Here is a 17,627-nt window from a genome sequence, read left to right on the forward strand (position 1 = left end):
CCCGTGGCAATTAAACTCGAAGACAAGAAGGCCATCGTCGCTGAAGTCAACGAGGCTGCCAAAGTCGCTCTGTCTGCTGTTGTGGCTGATGCCCGTGGCGTGACTGTAAGCGCAATGACCGGACTCCGTAAAGAGGCCCGTGAGGCTGGTGTTTATGTGCGTGTCGTACGTAACACCCTGCTCAAGCGCGCTGTTGCCGATACTGAATTCAGTATCCTCAACGACGCCTTCACTGGCCCTACCCTGATTGCGTTCTCCAACGAACACCCGGGCGCTGCTGCTCGTCTGTTCAAAGAGTTCGCCAAGGGTCAGGAAAAGTTCGAGATCAAGGCAGCTGCGTTTGACGGCAATTTCATTGCCGCCAACCAGATCGACGTGCTGGCTACCTTGCCGACCCGTGACGAAGCTATCGCGAAGCTGATGAGCGTGATTCAAGGCGCTACCAGCAAGCTGGCTCGTACTCTGGCGGCCGTTCGCGACCAGAAAGAAGCTGCTGCTGCCTAAGGCTGCGCACTGTCTTTCAAAATCATACGTTTAATTTGATGGCTGCGTAGGCTGCCACCCCAATACAGGATTCAAGTCATGTCCCTGACTAACGAGCAAATCATCGAAGCAATCGGCCAGAAAACCGTTCTGGAAGTTGTTGAGCTGATCAAAGCCATGGAAGAAACCTTCGGCGTTACCGCTGCCGTTGCCGCCGCTGGCCCAGCTGCTGCCGCTGCCGTTGTCGAAGAGCAAACCGAGTTCAACGTCGTCCTGCTGGAAGCTGGTGACAAGAAGGTCAACGTGATCAAGGCAGTTCGTGAACTGACCGGTCTGGGCCTGAAAGAAGCCAAAGAGAAAGTAGACGGCGCTCCTCAGGTTGTCGCTGAAGGCGTTTCGAAAGAAGCTGCTGAAGACGCCAAGAAGAAGCTGGAAGAAGCAGGCGCTAAAGTCGAGCTGAAGTAATTTCGACTGTGCGACTCCAGCCTGAGCGTTAAGCGCGAGGCTGACGGCTGGTGGCTTAGGCCACCGGCCTTTTTCCGTTATTGGCGGGCGATTGTTTCGACCCTGATGACGTGCGGTATACACCCATAGTGGGTGACGCAAACCATGGGGTTTGCACGATTTTCTGGCTGCTCCCGCCGGGAGAAGCCAAACAAGCAGGTGACCAAGCTGGGGAACGCTGATGGCTTACTCATACACTGAGAAAAAACGTATCCGCAAGGACTTTAGCAAGTTGCCGGACGTCATGGATGTGCCTTACCTCCTGGCCATCCAGCTGGATTCGTATCGAGAATTCCTGCAAGCGGGAGCATCCAAGGAGCAGTTCCGCGATGTCGGTCTGCACGCGGCCTTCAAATCGGTATTCCCGATCATCAGCTACTCCGGCAATGCTGCCCTGGAGTACGTAGGCTATCGCCTCGGTGAGCCGGCCTTCGATGTCAAGGAGTGCGTCCTTCGTGGTGTGACTTTCGCAGTCCCGCTGCGGGTGAAAGTGCGCCTGATCATTTTCGACAAAGAATCGTCGAACAAAGCGATCAAGGACATCAAAGAGCAAGAAGTCTACATGGGTGAAATTCCCCTGATGACTGAGAACGGTACGTTCGTTATCAACGGTACCGAGCGTGTGATCGTTTCCCAGCTGCACCGTTCGCCAGGCGTGTTCTTCGACCACGACCGCGGCAAGACTCACAGCTCCGGTAAACTGCTGTACTCCGCGCGCATCATTCCTTACCGCGGTTCGTGGTTGGACTTCGAGTTCGACCCTAAAGACTGCGTGTTCGTCCGTATCGACCGTCGCCGCAAACTGCCGGCGTCGGTGCTGCTGCGCGCGCTCGGCTACACCACCGAGGAAATCCTCAACACCTTCTACACCACCAACGTCTTCCATATTTCCGGCGAGCAACTCAGCCTGGAACTGGTGCCGCAGCGTCTGCGTGGTGAAGTGGCAGTCATGGACATCCATGACGAAACCGGCAAGGTCATCGTCGAGCAGGGCCGTCGCATCACCGCCCGCCATATCAACCAGCTCGAAAAAGCTGGCGTGAAAGAGCTCGCGGTGCCGATGGAGTATGTCCTGGGCCGTACCACTGCCAAGGCCATTGTGCATCCGGCGACCGGAGAGATCCTCGCCGAGTGCAACACCGAGCTGACCGCCGACCTGCTGGTCAAGGTCGCCAAGGCTCAGGTCGTGCGTATCGAGACGTTGTACACCAACGACATCGACTGCGGTCCTTTCATCGCCGACACCCTGAAGATCGACACCACCGGCAATCAGCTGGAAGCCCTGGTCGAAATCTACCGGATGATGCGTCCTGGCGAGCCGCCAACCAAGGATGCTGCCGAGACCCTGTTCAACAACCTGTTCTTCAGCGCCGAGCGTTACGACCTGTCCGCCGTTGGTCGCATGAAGTTCAACCGTCGTATCGGTCGCACCGAGATCGAAGGTTCTGGTGTGCTGAGCAAGGAAGATATCGTCGAAGTCCTCAAGACTCTGGTCGATATCCGTAACGGCAAAGGCATCGTCGACGACATCGACCACCTCGGTAACCGTCGCGTGCGTTGCGTCGGCGAGATGGCCGAGAACCAGTTCCGTGTTGGCCTGGTGCGCGTAGAGCGTGCGGTCAAGGAACGTCTGTCGATGGCTGAAAGCGAAGGCCTGATGCCGCAGGACCTGATCAACGCCAAGCCGGTCGCGGCGGCGGTGAAGGAGTTCTTCGGTTCCAGCCAGCTTTCCCAGTTCATGGACCAGAACAACCCGCTCTCGGAGATCACCCACAAGCGCCGCGTTTCGGCACTTGGCCCTGGTGGTCTGACCCGCGAGCGTGCCGGCTTCGAAGTACGTGACGTTCACCCGACTCACTACGGCCGCGTATGCCCGATCGAGACCCCTGAAGGTCCGAACATCGGTCTGATCAACTCCCTGGCGGCCTATGCCCGCACCAACCAGTACGGCTTCCTGGAAAGCCCGTACCGCGTGGTGAAGGAAGGCGTCGTCAGCGACGACATCGTGTTCCTGTCGGCCATCGAAGAAGCCGATCACGTCATCGCCCAGGCTTCGGCCGCGATGAACGAGAATAAGCAACTGATCGATGAGCTGGTAGCGGTTCGTCACTTGAACGAATTCACCGTCAAGGCGCCGGAAGACGTCACCTTGATGGACGTTTCGCCGAAGCAGGTTGTTTCGGTCGCAGCGTCGCTGATTCCGTTCCTCGAGCACGACGACGCCAACCGTGCGTTGATGGGTTCGAACATGCAACGTCAGGCGGTTCCGACCCTGCGTGCCGACAAGCCGCTGGTAGGTACCGGTATGGAGCGCAACGTCGCCCGTGACTCCGGTGTCTGTGTGGTTGCTCGCCGTGGTGGTGTGATCGATTCGGTCGACGCCAGCCGTATCGTCGTTCGCGTTGCCGACGACGAAGTGGAAACCGGCGAGGCGGGCGTAGATATCTACAACCTGACCAAGTACACCCGCTCGAACCAGAACACCTGCATCAACCAGCGTCCGCTGGTGAGCAAGGGTGACGTGGTCAAGCGCAGCGACATCATGGCCGACGGTCCGTCCACCGACATGGGTGAACTGGCACTGGGTCAGAACATGCGCATCGCCTTCATGGCGTGGAACGGCTTCAACTTCGAAGACTCCATCTGCCTGTCCGAGCGCGTGGTTCAGGAAGACCGCTTCACCACGATCCACATTCAGGAACTGACCTGTGTGGCCCGTGATACCAAGCTTGGCCCAGAGGAAATCACTGCAGACATCCCGAACGTGGGTGAGGCTGCGCTGAACAAGCTGGACGAAGCCGGTATCGTCTACGTAGGTGCCGAAGTCGGTGCAGGCGACATCCTGGTTGGCAAGGTCACCCCCAAGGGCGAGACTCAGCTGACTCCGGAAGAAAAACTGCTGCGCGCCATCTTTGGTGAGAAAGCCAGCGACGTCAAAGACACTTCCCTGCGCGTGCCGACCGGCACCAAAGGTACGGTCATCGACGTTCAGGTCTTCACCCGTGATGGTGTAGAGCGCGACAGCCGCGCCCTGTCCATCGAGAAGAGCCAGCTCGACGAGATCCGCAAGGACCTCAACGAAGAGTTCCGTATCGTCGAAGGTGCGACCTTCGAGCGTTTGCGTTCGGCTCTGAACGGTCAGGTCGTCGATGGTGGTGCTGGCCTGAAGAAAGGCACCGTGATCAGCGATGAAGTCCTCGACGGCCTCGAGCACGGTCAGTGGTTCAAGCTGCGCATGGCAGAAGACGCCCTGAACGAACAGCTGGAAAAAGCCCAGGCCTACATCGTCGATCGCCGCCGTCTGCTGGACGACAAGTTCGAAGACAAGAAGCGCAAGCTGCAGCAGGGCGATGACCTGGCTCCAGGCGTGCTGAAGATCGTCAAGGTCTACCTGGCCATTCGCCGTCGCATCCAGCCGGGTGACAAGATGGCCGGTCGTCACGGTAACAAGGGTGTGGTCTCGGTGATCATGCCTGTCGAAGACATGCCGCATGACGCCAACGGTACGCCGGTCGATGTCGTGCTCAACCCGCTGGGCGTACCATCGCGTATGAACGTCGGGCAGATCCTCGAAACCCACCTGGGCCTCGCGGCCAAGGGTCTGGGCGAGAAGATCGACCGCATGATCGAAGAGCAGCGCAAGGCCGCAGAACTGCGTGGCTTCCTGACCGAGGTCTACAACGAGATCGGTGGTCGTCAGGAAAACCTCGACGAATTCTCCGACGAAGAGATCCTCGCTCTGGCGCACAACCTGAAGAAGGGCGTGCCGATGGCGACGCCGGTCTTCGACGGTGCCAAGGAAACCGAGATCAAGGCCATGCTGAAACTGGCAGACATGCCAGAAAGCGGCCAGATGGTGCTGTTCGATGGCCGTACCGGGAACAAGTTCGAGCGTCCTGTGACCGTTGGTTACATGTACATGCTCAAGCTGAACCACTTGGTGGACGACAAGATGCACGCGCGCTCCACTGGTTCCTACAGCCTGGTTACCCAGCAGCCGCTGGGTGGTAAGGCGCAGTTCGGTGGTCAGCGTTTCGGGGAGATGGAGGTGTGGGCGCTGGAAGCGTACGGCGCGGCCTACACCCTGCAGGAAATGCTCACAGTGAAGTCGGACGACGTGAACGGCCGTACCAAGATGTACAAAAACATCGTGGATGGCGATCACCGTATGGAGCCGGGCATGCCCGAGTCCTTCAACGTGTTGATCAAAGAGATCCGTTCGCTCGGTATCGATATCGATCTGGAAACCGAATAACACGTGACGCGAAGGGGAGCGGTGCAGTTGATGCCCGCTTCCTGCTCCGCCAGGAGGAAAGGCCTTGAAAGACCTACTGAATTTGCTGAAAAACCAGGGTCAAGTCGAAGAGTTCGACGCCATCCGTATCGGTCTGGCGTCGCCTGAAATGATCCGTTCGTGGTCGTTCGGTGAAGTCAAAAAGCCGGAAACCATCAACTACCGTACGTTCAAACCTGAGCGTGACGGCCTGTTCTGCGCCAAGATCTTTGGCCCAGTCAAGGACTACGAGTGCCTGTGCGGCAAGTACAAGCGCCTCAAGCACCGCGGCGTCATCTGCGAGAAGTGCGGCGTTGAAGTTGCCCTGGCCAAGGTTCGTCGTGAGCGCATGGCGCACATCGAACTGGCCTCGCCGGTTGCCCACATCTGGTTCCTGAAGTCGCTGCCATCCCGTATCGGCCTGCTGATGGACATGACCCTGCGTGATATCGAGCGCGTGCTCTACTTCGAGAGCTACGTCGTCATCGATCCGGGCATGACCACCTTGGAAAAAGGCCAGCTGCTCAACGATGAGCAGTACTTCGAAGCGCTGGAAGAGTTCGGCGACGATTTCGATGCCCGTATGGGTGCCGAGGCTGTCCGCGAGCTGCTGCACGCTATCGACCTGGAGCACGAGATCGGTCGCCTGCGCGAAGAGATTCCGCAGACCAACTCGGAAACCAAGATCAAGAAGCTGTCCAAACGCCTCAAGCTGATGGAAGCATTCGAAGGTTCGGGCAACCTGCCTGAGTGGATGGTGCTGACCGTTCTGCCGGTTCTGCCGCCAGACCTGCGTCCGCTGGTTCCGCTCGATGGTGGCCGCTTCGCGACCTCCGACCTGAACGACCTGTATCGTCGGGTGATCAACCGTAACAACCGCCTCAAGCGCCTGCTCGATCTGTCGGCGCCAGACATCATCGTGCGCAACGAAAAGCGCATGCTGCAGGAGGCGGTCGACGCCCTGCTCGACAACGGCCGTCGCGGTCGCGCCATCACTGGCTCGAACAAGCGTCCGCTGAAGTCCCTGGCCGACATGATCAAAGGTAAGCAAGGTCGCTTCCGTCAGAACTTGCTCGGTAAGCGCGTTGACTACTCCGGTCGTTCCGTCATTACCGTAGGCCCGACCCTGCGTCTGCACCAGTGCGGTCTGCCCAAGAAGATGGCCCTCGAACTGTTCAAGCCGTTCATTTTCGGCAAGCTGGAAATGCGTGGTCTGGCGACCACCATCAAGGCTGCCAAGAAGATGGTCGAGCGCGAGCTGCCAGAGGTGTGGGACGTTCTCGCCGAAGTCATTCGTGAACACCCCGTACTGCTCAACCGTGCGCCGACCCTGCACCGTCTGGGTATCCAGGCGTTCGAGCCGGTTCTGATCGAAGGTAAGGCCATTCAGCTGCACCCGTTGGTCTGCGCCGCGTACAACGCCGACTTCGACGGCGACCAGATGGCCGTTCACGTACCGCTGACGCTGGAAGCCCAGCTCGAAGCGCGTGCGCTGATGATGTCGACCAACAACATCCTGTCGCCAGCCAACGGTGAGCCAATCATCGTGCCTTCGCAGGACGTCGTTCTGGGGCTGTACTACATGACCCGCGAAGCGATCAACGCCAAGGGCGAAGGTCGTGTGTTCGCCGACCTGCAGGAAGTTGACCGCGTATTCCGCGCCGGCGAAGCTGCGCTGCACGCCAAGATCAAAGTTCGTATCAACGAAACCGTGAAAGAGCGTGATGGTTCGGTGGTCAAGAACACCCGTATCGTCGACACCACTGTCGGCCGTGCGCTGCTGTTCCAGGTCGTTCCGGCAGGTCTGCCGTACGACGTGGTCAACCAGCCGATGAAGAAAAAGGCCATCTCCAAACTGATCAACCAGTGCTACCGCGTGGTGGGTCTGAAAGAGACCGTCATCTTCGCCGACCAGTTGATGTACACCGGCTTTGCCTATTCGACCATTTCCGGTGTGTCCATCGGCGTTAACGACTTCGTTATCCCTGATGAGAAAGCCCGCATCATCGGTACCGCTACCGACGAAGTGAAGGAGATCGAGAGCCAGTACGCCTCCGGCCTGGTTACCCAGGGCGAGAAGTACAACAAGGTCATCGACTTGTGGTCGAAGGCGAACGATGAAGTTTCCAAGGCGATGATGGCCAACCTCTCGAAAGAGAAGGTCATCGACCGCGAAGGTAATGAAGTCGACCAAGAGTCCTTCAACTCGATGTACATGATGGCTGACTCGGGTGCGCGGGGTTCCGCAGCCCAGATCCGTCAGCTGGCCGGTATGCGTGGTCTGATGGCCAAGCCGGACGGCTCCATCATCGAGACGCCGATCACCGCGAACTTCCGTGAGGGCTTGAGCGTACTGCAGTACTTCATCTCGACTCACGGTGCTCGTAAGGGTCTGGCGGATACCGCGCTGAAGACCGCGAACTCCGGTTACCTGACCCGTCGTCTGGTGGACGTTGCGCAAGACCTGGTCGTGACCGAGATCGATTGCGGTACCGAACATGGCCTGCACATGACGCCGCACATCGAGGGTGGCGACGTGGTCGAGCCGCTCGGTGAGCGCGTACTGGGTCGTGTCATCGCCCGTGACGTGTTCAAGCCGGGTACCGAGGACGTCATCGTTCCGGCTGGCACGCTGGTAGATGAGCAGTGGGTCGAATTCATCGAGCTGAACAGCATCGACGAAGTCGTCGTTCGCTCGCCAATCAGCTGTGAAACCCGCTACGGCATCTGTGCCAAGTGCTACGGTCGTGACCTGGCGCGCGGTCACCAGGTCAACATCGGTGAAGCGGTCGGCGTCATCGCCGCCCAGTCCATCGGTGAGCCGGGCACCCAGCTGACCATGCGTACCTTCCACATCGGTGGTGCGGCGAGCCGGACCTCGGCTGCCGACAGCGTCCAAGTGAAGAACGGTGGTGTGGTACGTCTGCACAACCTCAAGCAGGTCGAGCGTGCCGATGGCAACCTGGTCGCCGTTTCCCGTTCGGGCGAACTGGCCATTGCCGACGAATTCGGTCGTGAACGCGAGCGTTACAAGCTGCCTTACGGTGCGGTGATTTCGGTCAAGGAAGGTGACAAGGTCGACGCTGGCGCAATCGTCGCCAAGTGGGACCCGCACACCCACCCGATCGTTACCGAGCTGAAAGGTACCGTGACCTTCGTGGGCATGGAAGAAAACATCACCATCAAGCGTCAGACCGACGAGTTGACTGGCTTGACCAACATTGAAGTTCTGGACGTCAAGGATCGCCCTGCCTCCGGCAAGGAAATCCGTCCGGCGATCAAGATGGTCGACGCCAACGGCAAGGACCTGTACCTGCCAGGTACCGACGTACCGGCTCAGTACTTCCTGCCAGCCAACGCATTGGTCGGCGTTGCTGACGGTGCGCAGATTGCAGTGGGTGACGTTCTGGCGCGTATTCCTCAGGAAACGTCCAAGACCCGTGACATCACCGGTGGTCTGCCACGTGTTGCCGACTTGTTCGAAGCGCGTCGTCCGAAAGAAGCGTCGATCCTGGCGGAAGTCAGCGGCACCATTGCTTTCGGCAAGGAAACCAAGGGCAAGCGTCGCCTGGTCATCACGCCAACCGACGGCAGCGATCCGTACGAAGAGCTGATTCCGAAGTGGCGCCACCTGAACGTGTTCGAAGGTGAGCAGGTCAACCGCGGCGAAGTTATCTCCGACGGCCCGAGCGATCCGCACGACATCCTGCGCTTGCTGGGCGTCAGCGCCCTGGCCAAGTACATCGTCAACGAGATTCAGGACGTCTACCGCCTGCAAGGCGTGAAGATCAACGACAAGCACATCGAGACCATCCTGCGGCAGATGCTGCGCAAGGTCGAAATTGCCGAGTCGGGTGATTCCAGCTTCATCAAGGGCGACCAGATGGAACTGACTCACGTGCTGGTGGAAAACGAGAAGCTGTCCAGCGAAGACAAGTTCATCGCCAAGTTCTCTCGCGTGCTGCTGGGTATCACCAAAGCGTCGCTGTCGACCGAATCGTTCATCTCCGCGGCTTCCTTCCAGGAAACCACGCGCGTACTGACCGAAGCGGCCGTTACCGGCAAGCGTGACTACCTGCGTGGTCTGAAAGAGAACGTGGTCGTGGGTCGTCTGATTCCGGCCGGTACCGGTCTGGCTTACCACAGCGAGCGCAAGCGCCGCCGTGACGCCGACAAACCGCTGCGTGTGAGCGCCAGTGAGGTCGAAGCAGCACTGACCGAAGCGCTGAACTCCAGCGGCAACTAAGTACAGGGCAGGGCCTCGGCCCTTCCCGCCGGCATCGGTGACACACGTTGTCACCGATGACTGGTGGGGAGGGGCGGGGCCTTTGTCTTGACTGGGTGCAAGATCCTCTTTAGACTTTTGTACCCTTAAATTTGGTGAGGCTCCGTCTCGCCATTTTTTGGCTTTCTTGCAAGACAATAGCGTCGCAAGACAATCAGTGGAGCTAGTAGATGGCAACTATCAACCAGCTGGTACGTCAGCCGCGCAAGCGTACCGTCGAGAAATCCGACGTACCTGCGCTGCAGAACTGCCCGCAGCGTCGTGGCGTGTGCACCCGTGTGTACACCACCACGCCGAAAAAACCTAACTCGGCACTGCGTAAAGTATGCCGTGTGCGTCTGACCAACGGTTTCGAGGTTTCCTCGTACATCGGCGGTGAAGGCCACAACCTGCAAGAGCACAGCGTCGTCCTGATCCGTGGCGGCCGTGTAAAAGACTTGCCAGGTGTTCGTTACCACACCGTTCGCGGCTCTCTGGATACCTCGGGCGTTAAAGGCCGTAACCAGGGTCGTTCGAAGTACGGTACCAAGCGTCCGAAGTAATCGGTCGTTTGCAGACATCCATTTATTTGAGTCGATAAGAGTAAGGTCGGGCAGGGGTCGAGAGGCCGAGTCCCGGGCTAACCTGAAGACCGTTTGAGGGCTTATCATGCCAAGACGTCGTGTAGCAGCAAAACGTGAGATTCTCGACGATCCTAAGTACGGATCGCAGATTCTCGCCAAGTTCATGAACCACGTGATGGAAAGCGGCAAGAAGGCTGTAGCCGAGCGCATCGTTTACGGCGCTCTGGATACCGTCAAAGCGCGCAAGAACAGCGACCCCCTGGAAATCTTCGAGAAAGCTCTCGACGCCATCGCTCCGCTGGTCGAAGTCAAGTCCCGCCGTGTAGGCGGTGCCACTTACCAGGTTCCGGTTGAAGTTCGTCCATCCCGTCGTAACGCTCTGGCAATGCGCTGGCTCGTAGACTACGCCCGCAAGCGCGGCGAGAAGTCGATGGCTCTGCGCCTGGCCGGCGAACTGCTGGATGCTGCTGAAGGCAAGGGTGCTGCAGTCAAGAAGCGTGAAGACGTGCACCGTATGGCCGAAGCCAACAAAGCGTTCTCGCACTACCGCTTCTAATTCAAGCATCAATCATTTTGCGAGGGCTTTATGGCTCGTACTACAGCAATTAACCGCTACCGCAACATCGGTATCTGCGCGCACGTTGATGCGGGCAAGACTACCACCACCGAGCGGATCCTGTTCTACACAGGTTTGAGCCACAAGATGGGCGAGGTGCACGACGGCGCCGCGACGACCGACTGGATGGTGCAGGAGCAGGAGCGGGGTATCACCATTACCTCCGCTGCCGTGACCACCTTCTGGAAGGGTTCTGTTGGTCAGTACGACAACTACCGCGTCAACGTCATCGACACCCCCGGCCACGTCGACTTCACCATTGAGGTAGAGCGTTCGCTGCGCGTACTCGACGGCGCTGTCGTCGTATTCTGCGGCACCTCCGGTGTTGAGCCACAGTCCGAAACCGTATGGCGTCAGGCCAACAAATACGGCGTTCCACGTATCGTCTACGTGAACAAGATGGACCGTGCTGGTGCCAACTTCCTGCGCGTCGTAGGTCAAATCAAGAATCGCCTGGGCCACACCCCGGTTCCGATTCAGCTGGCCATCGGTTCGGAAGATAACTTCCAGGGTCAGGTCGACCTGATCAAGATGAAGGCTATCTACTGGAACGAAGACGACAAAGGCACCACCTATCGCGAGGAAGAGATTCCTGCCGATATGCTGGAGCTGGCCGAAGAGTGGCGCAACAACATGGTTGAAGCCGCCGCCGAAGCCAACGAAGAACTGATGAACAAGTACCTTGAAGAAGGTGAGCTGACCGTCGAAGAGATCAAGGCAGGCCTGCGTGCGCGCACCCTGGCCAGCGAGATCGTTCCGGCTGTCTGCGGTTCGTCGTTCAAGAACAAGGGTGTTCCCCTGGTTCTCGACGCCGTTATCGAGTTCCTGCCTGCTCCGACCGAGATCCCTGCAATTCAGGGTATCAACCCGGACGACAAGGATCTGGATAAAGAAGACCCGGCCGTTCGTAAGGACGAGCGTCACGCAGATGACGATGAGCCCTTCTCGGCTCTGGCGTTCAAGATCGCGACCGACCCGTTCGTCGGTACCCTGACCTTCGTTCGCGTCTACTCCGGCGTTCTGACCTCTGGTGACTCGGTCATCAACTCGGTCAAAGGCAAGAAAGAGCGCGTTGGTCGTATGGTGCAGATGCACGCTAACCAGCGTGAAGAGATCAAGGAAGTTCGCGCTGGCGACATCGCGGCCCTGATCGGCATGAAAGACGTGACCACAGGCGAAACCCTGTGCAACGCCGACAAGCCAATCATCCTTGAGCGCATGGACTTCCCTGAGCCGGTCATTTCGCTCTCCGTAGAGCCGAAAACCAAGGCTGACCAGGAGAAGATGGGTATCGCACTGGGCAAGCTGGCCCAGGAAGACCCGTCGTTCCGCGTCAAGACCGACGAAGAGACTGGCCAGACCATCATCTCCGGTATGGGTGAGCTGCACCTGGACATCCTCGTTGATCGCATGAAGCGCGAATTCAACGTCGAAGCCAACATCGGCAAGCCGCAGGTTTCGTACCGCGAGAAGATCACCAAGTCCAACGTTGAGATCGAAGGCAAGTTCGTTCGTCAGTCGGGTGGTCGTGGTCAGTTCGGTCACTGCTGGATCCGTTTCTCGGAGCCGGAAGTCGACGCGAAAGGCAACATCACCGAAGGTCTGGAATTCAAGAACGAAGTCGTTGGTGGTGTGATTCCTAAGGAATTCATCGCCCCGATCCAGAAAGGTATCGAAGAACAGATGAAAAACGGCGTCGTTGCCGGTTATCCTCTGATCGGCCTCAAGGCCACGGTATTCGACGGTTCGTACCACGACGTCGACTCCAACGAAATGGCGTTCAAGATCGCTGCTTCGATGGCGACCAAGCAACTGGCCCAGAAGGGTGGTGGCGTGGTCCTCGAGCCGATCATGAAGGTCGAAGTTGTAACCCCGGAAGACTACCTGGGTGACGTGATGGGTGACCTGAACCGTCGTCGTGGTCTGGTACAGGGTATGGATGAATCGGTCTCCGGCCGTGTAGTCCGCGCTGAAGTTCCGCTCGGAGAGATGTTCGGTTATGCGACCGACGTACGTTCCATGTCTCAGGGTCGCGCAAGCTACTCCATGGAATTCTCCAAATACGCCGAAGCTCCGTCGAACATCGTCGAAGCACTCGTTAAAAAACAAGGCTAATCCCCTTTAGGCAAGAGGTTCACTGTCGTGGCTAAAGAAAAATTTGATCGTTCCCTTCCCCACGTCAACGTCGGCACCATCGGCCACGTTGACCACGGTAAGACCACTCTGACCGCAGCACTGACTCGCGTCTGCTCCGAAGTTTTCGGTTCGGCAGTCGTTGAGTTCGACAAGATCGACTCGGCTCCGGAAGAAAAAGCGCGCGGTATCACCATCAACACCGCTCACGTCGAATACAACTCGACCATTCGTCACTACGCTCACGTCGACTGCCCAGGTCACGCTGACTACGTGAAGAACATGATCACCGGTGCTGCCCAGATGGACGGCGCGATCCTGGTTTGCTCGGCCGCTGATGGTCCGATGCCACAAACCCGTGAGCACATCCTGCTGTCCCGTCAGGTTGGCGTTCCGTACATCGTGGTCTTCCTGAACAAGGCTGACCTGGTAGATGACGCTGAGCTGCTGGAACTGGTCGAGATGGAAGTTCGCGACCTGCTGTCCACCTACGACTTCCCAGGCGACGACACCCCGATCATCATCGGTTCCGCTCGTATGGCCCTGGAAGGCAAAGACGACAACGAAATGGGCACTACCGCTGTTAAGAAGCTGGTAGAGACTCTGGACAGCTACATTCCTGAGCCAGTTCGTGCTATCGACCAGCCATTCCTGATGCCAATCGAAGACGTGTTCTCGATCTCGGGTCGTGGCACCGTCGTTACCGGTCGTATCGAGCGTGGTATCGTCCGCGTTCAGGATCCGCTGGAAATCGTTGGTCTGCGTGACACCACCACCACCACCTGCACCGGTGTTGAGATGTTCCGCAAGCTGCTGGACGAAGGCCGTGCTGGCGAGAACTGCGGCGTCCTGCTGCGTGGTACCAAGCGTGACGACGTTGAGCGTGGCCAGGTTCTGGTCAAGCCAGGTTCGGTCAAGCCGCACACCAAGTTCACCGCAGAAGTCTACGTTCTGTCGAAGGAAGAAGGCGGTCGTCACACTCCGTTCTTCAAAGGCTACCGTCCTCAGTTCTACTTCCGTACCACTGACGTGACCGGTAACTGCGAACTGCCGGAAGGCGTTGAAATGGTAATGCCAGGTGACAACATCCAGATGACTGTCACTCTGATCAAGACCATCGCGATGGAAGACGGTCTGCGCTTCGCTATCCGTGAAGGCGGTCGTACCGTCGGCGCCGGCGTCGTAGCCAAAATCATCGAGTAATCACTCGACCGATTGAAAAAGCCCCCGCTCAGCGGGGGCTTTTTTTATTGGGTTGACACTAAATGGGGGCATCTATAGAATCACGCCTCCTTTTAGCGGGCGTAGTGCGTCCGTTGGGAACAGCCTGGAGTCTGAAATCCAATGCAAAATCAGCAAATCCGTATCAGGTTGAAGGCTTTCGACCATCGCCTGATCGACCAATCCACCCAGGAAATCGTGGAAACCGCGAAACGTACTGGTGCACAAGTGCGTGGTCCAATTCCACTGCCTACCCGTAAAGAGCGTTTCACCGTTCTGGTTTCCCCGCACGTCAACAAAGACGCGCGTGACCAGTACGAGATTCGCACTCATAAGCGTGTTCTGGACATCGTCCAGCCAACGGATAAAACCGTTGACGCGCTGATGAAGCTTGATCTTGCGGCAGGTGTGGAAGTACAGATCAGCCTCGGCTAAGACTTCGGTCTTGTCCGTGTAACGCTCTGAAATGGGCGGCCATAGCGGGTGAAAGCCCCGTACACTCATGAGGTTACAACATGACTATTGGTGTAGTCGGTCGTAAATGCGGTATGACCCGCGTTTTCACCGAAGAAGGTGTCTCCATTCCGGTCACGGTCATTGAGATCGAGCCGAATCGCGTCACCCAGTTCAAGACTGAAGAAACCGATGGCTACCGTGCAGTGCAAGTCACTGTCGGCGAGCGTCGCGCTTCGCGCGTGACCGCTGCTCAGGCAGGTCACTTCGCTAAAGCAAACGTTGCCGCTGGTCGCGGTGTCTGGGAGTTCCGTCTTGAAGAAGGCGATTTCCAGGCTGGCGACTCGATCAAAGCTGAACTCTTCACTGCAGGCCAGCTGGTAGACGTTACTGGTCAGTCCAAAGGTAAAGGCTTCGCCGGTACCATCAAGCGCTGGAACTTCCGTGGTCAGGACAACACCCACGGTAACTCCGTGTCGCACCGTGTCCCAGGCTCCATCGGCCAGTGCCAGACTCCTGGTCGTGTGTTCAAGGGCAAGAAAATGTCCGGTCACATGGGCGCCGAGCGCGTGACTGTTCAGTCCCTGGAAGTTGTTCGCGTAGACGCTGAGCGCAATCTGCTGCTCGTCAAGGGTGCCGTACCTGGCGCTACTGGCGGCGACGTGGTTGTACGTCCAGCTGTCAAGGCTCGCGGTTAAGGGGAAACTGACATGCAACTCAATGTAAATGACGCTCAGGCGATCGAAGTTTCCGAACTGACTTTCGGTGGCGAATTCAACGAGACGCTGGTTCACCAAGCAGTCGTGGCCTACATGGCCGGCGGCCGTCAGGGCACCAAGCAACAGAAGACCCGTTCCGACGTAGCAGGTGGCGGTAAGCGCCCATGGCGTCAGAAGGGTACTGGCCGTGCTCGTGCTGGTACCACTCGTGGTCCGATCTGGCGTGGCGGTGGTGTTACCTTCGCAGCTCGCCCTCAAGATCACTCGCAGAAGCTCAACAAGAAGATGTACCGCGCAGCCCTGCGCTCCATCCTCTCCGAGCTCGTGCGCAGCGACCGTCTGGTCGTGGTTCAGGACTTCGCTGTCGAAGCGCCGAAAACCAAAGATCTGCTGAACAAGCTGAACGGCATGGGTCTGAACGACGTACTGATCGTTTCCGACGCTGTTGATCAGAACCTGTACCTGGCTGCTCGCAACCTGCCGCACGTCGATGTCCGTGACGTACAAGGTTCCGATCCGGTCAGTCTGATCGCATACGAGAAAGTGTTGATCACTGTCTCGGCCGTGAAGAAATTCGAGGAGCTGCTGGGATGAACCAGGAACGCGTATTCAAAGTCCTCCTTGGCCCGCACGTTTCCGAGAAGGCTACCGTTCTGGCTGAGAAAAAAGGCCAGTTCGTATTCAAGGTTGCTACCGATGCAACCAAGCTGGAAATCAAGAAAGCTGTCGAAGGCCTGTTCAACGTAAAAGTTGAAAACGTGTCGACTGTCAACGTTCTGGGTAAAACCAAGCGTACCGCACGTGGTCTGGGCAAGCGTAATGACTGGAAGAAGGCGATTGTCTCCCTTCAGCCAGGCCAAGATCTCGATTTCAGCAGCAGTGCTGAGTAAGGAAGGGGTGCATCATGGCAATCGTTAAATGCAAACCGACTTCCCCTGGCCGCCGTTTCGTGGTCAAGGTGGTCAACAAGGAGCTGCACAAAGGCGCTCCTCACGCACCGCTGCTCGAGAAGAAATCGAAGTCTGGTGGTCGTAACAACAATGGCCGCATCACCACGCGTCACGTGGGTGGTGGTCATAAGCAGCACTACCGTATGGTCGACTTCCGTCGCAACGACAAAGATGGCATCCCAGCCACTGTCGAGCGCATCGAATACGATCCAAACCGTACTGCTCACATCGCCCTGCTGTGCTACGCAGACGGCGAGCGTCGCTACATCATCGCGCCTAAAGGCGTGAGCGCTGGCGACCAGCTGATCGCAGGTGCCCTGGCCCCAATCAAGGCCGGCAACTCGCTGCAGCTGCGCAACATTCCAGTTGGTAGCACCATTCATGGTGTCGAACTGAAGCCGGGCAAAGGCGCCCAGATCGCTCGTTCCGCTGGTGCTTCGGCTCAGCTGATCGCTCGTGAAGGTGTATACGTGACCCTGCGTCTTCGTTCTGGTGAGATGCGTAAAGTACTGGCTGAATGCCGTGCGACCCTGGGCGAAGTCTCGAACTCCGAGCACAGCCTGCGTTCGCTGGGTAAAGCAGGTGCCAAACGCTGGCGTGGCGTTCGCCCAACCGTTCGTGGTGTTGCCATGAACCCGGTTGACCACCCGCATGGTGGTGGTGAAGGTCGTACCTCCGGTGGTCGTCATCCGGTATCGCCATGGGGCTTCCCAACCAAGGGTGCTAAAACCCGTGGTAATAAGCGTACCGACAATATGATCGTCCGTCGTCGCAAGTAACTAGAGGGATACGACAGTGCCACGTTCTCTGAAAAAAGGTCCTTTTATCGATCTTCACCTGTTGAAGAAGGTCGAAGTGGCGGTGGAGAAGAACGATCGCAAGCCAGTTAAAACCTGGTCGCGCCGTTCGATGATCCTGCCACAAATGGTCGGTCTGACCATCGCGGTACACAACGGTCGCCAGCACGTCCCCGTTCTCGTGAACGAAGACATGGTCGGCCACAAACTGGGCGAGTTCGCCGGTACCCGCACTTATCGTGGGCACGTGGCTGACAAGAAAGCCAAGCGTTAAGGGGTAAGGAAATGGAAGTAGCCGCTAAGTTGTCGGGCGCTCGAATCTCCGCCCAGAAAGCCCGCTTGGTCGCCGACCAGATCCGCGGGAAGAAGGTGGGCGAAGCGCTCAACCTGTTGGCCTTCAGCAGCAAAAAAGCCGCTGAAATCATGAAGAAAGTCCTCGAGTCGGCCGTTGCCAACGCCGAACACAACGAAGGCGCAGACGTTGATGACCTGAAGGTCTCCACCGTTTTCGTCAACGAAGGGCGTTCGCTGAAGCGCATCATGCCGCGTGCCAAAGGCCGCGCTGATCGCATCGTCAAGCGGTCTTGCCATATCACTGTCAAGGTTGCGGACAAGTAACGGAGTCGATCA

Annotated in this window: 15 protein-coding genes; all 15 read left to right on the forward strand. The window is 57.9% G+C overall.

What is annotated here, in order from left to right:
• Positions 1–3 precede the first annotated feature (3 nt).
• The 15 genes from rplJ to rplV all read left to right on the forward strand — a co-directional run bounded on the left by rplJ (position 4) and on the right by rplV (position 17,615).
• Positions 4–504 carry a 50S ribosomal protein L10 gene (rplJ, locus tag LK03_RS07650; protein ID WP_038411788.1) on the forward strand — a complete coding sequence of 167 codons (501 nt, stop codon included), beginning with the start codon at positions 4–6 and terminating at the stop codon, positions 502–504.
• Positions 505–582: 78 nt separating this feature from the next.
• On the forward strand, positions 583–948 hold the full coding sequence (gene rplL, locus LK03_RS07655; protein WP_028695403.1) for a 50S ribosomal protein L7/L12: 366 nt from the start codon (positions 583–585) through the stop codon (positions 946–948).
• A gap of 220 nt (positions 949–1,168) precedes the next feature.
• Entirely contained in the window at positions 1,169–5,242 is a 4,074-nt protein-coding gene (rpoB, locus tag LK03_RS07660; protein ID WP_038411789.1) for a DNA-directed RNA polymerase subunit beta, read from the forward strand.
• A gap of 64 nt (positions 5,243–5,306) precedes the next feature.
• Entirely contained in the window at positions 5,307–9,506 is a 4,200-nt protein-coding gene (gene rpoC, locus LK03_RS07665) for a DNA-directed RNA polymerase subunit beta' (protein WP_038411790.1), read from the forward strand.
• Positions 9,507–9,715: 209 nt separating this feature from the next.
• On the forward strand, positions 9,716–10,087 hold the full coding sequence (rpsL, locus tag LK03_RS07670) for a 30S ribosomal protein S12 (RefSeq protein ID WP_003257088.1): 372 nt from the start codon (positions 9,716–9,718) through the stop codon (positions 10,085–10,087).
• Positions 10,088–10,193: 106 nt separating this feature from the next.
• Positions 10,194–10,664, forward strand: a complete 471-nt coding sequence (gene rpsG, locus LK03_RS07675; protein WP_003246741.1) for a 30S ribosomal protein S7 — start codon at positions 10,194–10,196, stop codon at positions 10,662–10,664.
• A gap of 30 nt (positions 10,665–10,694) precedes the next feature.
• Positions 10,695–12,839, forward strand: a complete 2,145-nt coding sequence (gene fusA / locus LK03_RS07680; RefSeq protein ID WP_028633702.1) for an elongation factor G — start codon at positions 10,695–10,697, stop codon at positions 12,837–12,839.
• Positions 12,840–12,866: 27 nt separating this feature from the next.
• Positions 12,867–14,060, forward strand: a complete 1,194-nt coding sequence (gene tuf, locus LK03_RS07685) for an elongation factor Tu (RefSeq protein ID WP_038411791.1) — start codon at positions 12,867–12,869, stop codon at positions 14,058–14,060.
• A 141-nt stretch (positions 14,061–14,201) separates the two neighbouring features.
• Positions 14,202–14,513, forward strand: a complete 312-nt coding sequence (gene rpsJ / locus LK03_RS07690) for a 30S ribosomal protein S10 (protein ID WP_003186070.1) — start codon at positions 14,202–14,204, stop codon at positions 14,511–14,513.
• An 80-nt stretch (positions 14,514–14,593) separates the two neighbouring features.
• The gene (rplC, locus tag LK03_RS07695) at positions 14,594–15,229 is read left to right on the forward strand and encodes a 50S ribosomal protein L3 (protein WP_028695407.1); all 636 of its coding nucleotides are present in this window, start codon (positions 14,594–14,596) and stop codon (positions 15,227–15,229) included.
• A gap of 12 nt (positions 15,230–15,241) precedes the next feature.
• Positions 15,242–15,844: a 50S ribosomal protein L4 gene (rplD, locus tag LK03_RS07700; protein WP_009397517.1), complete on the forward strand. Its 603-nt coding sequence runs from the start codon at positions 15,242–15,244 to the stop codon at positions 15,842–15,844.
• Positions 15,841–16,140 (forward strand): 50S ribosomal protein L23, encoded by a 300-nt coding sequence (gene rplW, locus LK03_RS07705; RefSeq protein ID WP_003255484.1) that lies wholly within the window; start codon positions 15,841–15,843, stop codon positions 16,138–16,140. Before rplD ends, rplW begins: the two co-directional genes overlap by 4 nt.
• Before the next feature lie 14 nt (positions 16,141–16,154).
• Positions 16,155–16,979, forward strand: coding sequence for a 50S ribosomal protein L2 (gene rplB, locus LK03_RS07710; RefSeq protein ID WP_038411792.1), 825 nt, complete (start codon positions 16,155–16,157; stop codon positions 16,977–16,979).
• Between the two features lie 16 nt (positions 16,980–16,995).
• Positions 16,996–17,271, forward strand: a complete 276-nt coding sequence (gene rpsS, locus LK03_RS07715) for a 30S ribosomal protein S19 (RefSeq protein WP_003255482.1) — start codon at positions 16,996–16,998, stop codon at positions 17,269–17,271.
• A gap of 11 nt (positions 17,272–17,282) precedes the next feature.
• Positions 17,283–17,615: a 50S ribosomal protein L22 gene (gene rplV, locus LK03_RS07720; protein ID WP_003103908.1), complete on the forward strand. Its 333-nt coding sequence runs from the start codon at positions 17,283–17,285 to the stop codon at positions 17,613–17,615.
• The last annotated feature ends 12 nt before the right edge of the window (positions 17,616–17,627 follow it).

The sequence above is a fragment of the Pseudomonas cremoricolorata genome, from assembly GCF_000759535.1.
Classification (GTDB): Bacteria; Pseudomonadota; Gammaproteobacteria; order Pseudomonadales; family Pseudomonadaceae; genus Aquipseudomonas; species Aquipseudomonas cremoricolorata_A.

Bases quoted from the DNA above. Each gene is read 5' to 3' on its own strand.
- rplL (WP_028695403.1), top strand. From the start codon at position 583: ATGTCCCTGACTAACGAGCAAATCATCGAAGCAATCGGCCAGAAAACC.
- rpoB (WP_038411789.1), top strand. From the start codon at position 1,169: ATGGCTTACTCATACACTGAGAAAAAACGTATCCGCAAGGACTTTAGC.
- rpsL (WP_003257088.1), top strand. From the start codon at position 9,716: ATGGCAACTATCAACCAGCTGGTACGTCAGCCGCGCAAGCGTACCGTC.
- rpsG (WP_003246741.1), top strand. From the start codon at position 10,194: ATGCCAAGACGTCGTGTAGCAGCAAAACGTGAGATTCTCGACGATCCT.
- fusA (WP_028633702.1), top strand. From the start codon at position 10,695: ATGGCTCGTACTACAGCAATTAACCGCTACCGCAACATCGGTATCTGC.
- rpsJ (WP_003186070.1), top strand. From the start codon at position 14,202: ATGCAAAATCAGCAAATCCGTATCAGGTTGAAGGCTTTCGACCATCGC.
- rplC (WP_028695407.1), top strand. From the start codon at position 14,594: ATGACTATTGGTGTAGTCGGTCGTAAATGCGGTATGACCCGCGTTTTC.
- rplD (WP_009397517.1), top strand. From the start codon at position 15,242: ATGCAACTCAATGTAAATGACGCTCAGGCGATCGAAGTTTCCGAACTG.
- rplW (WP_003255484.1), top strand. From the start codon at position 15,841: ATGAACCAGGAACGCGTATTCAAAGTCCTCCTTGGCCCGCACGTTTCC.
- rplB (WP_038411792.1), top strand. From the start codon at position 16,155: ATGGCAATCGTTAAATGCAAACCGACTTCCCCTGGCCGCCGTTTCGTG.
- rplV (WP_003103908.1), top strand. From the start codon at position 17,283: ATGGAAGTAGCCGCTAAGTTGTCGGGCGCTCGAATCTCCGCCCAGAAA.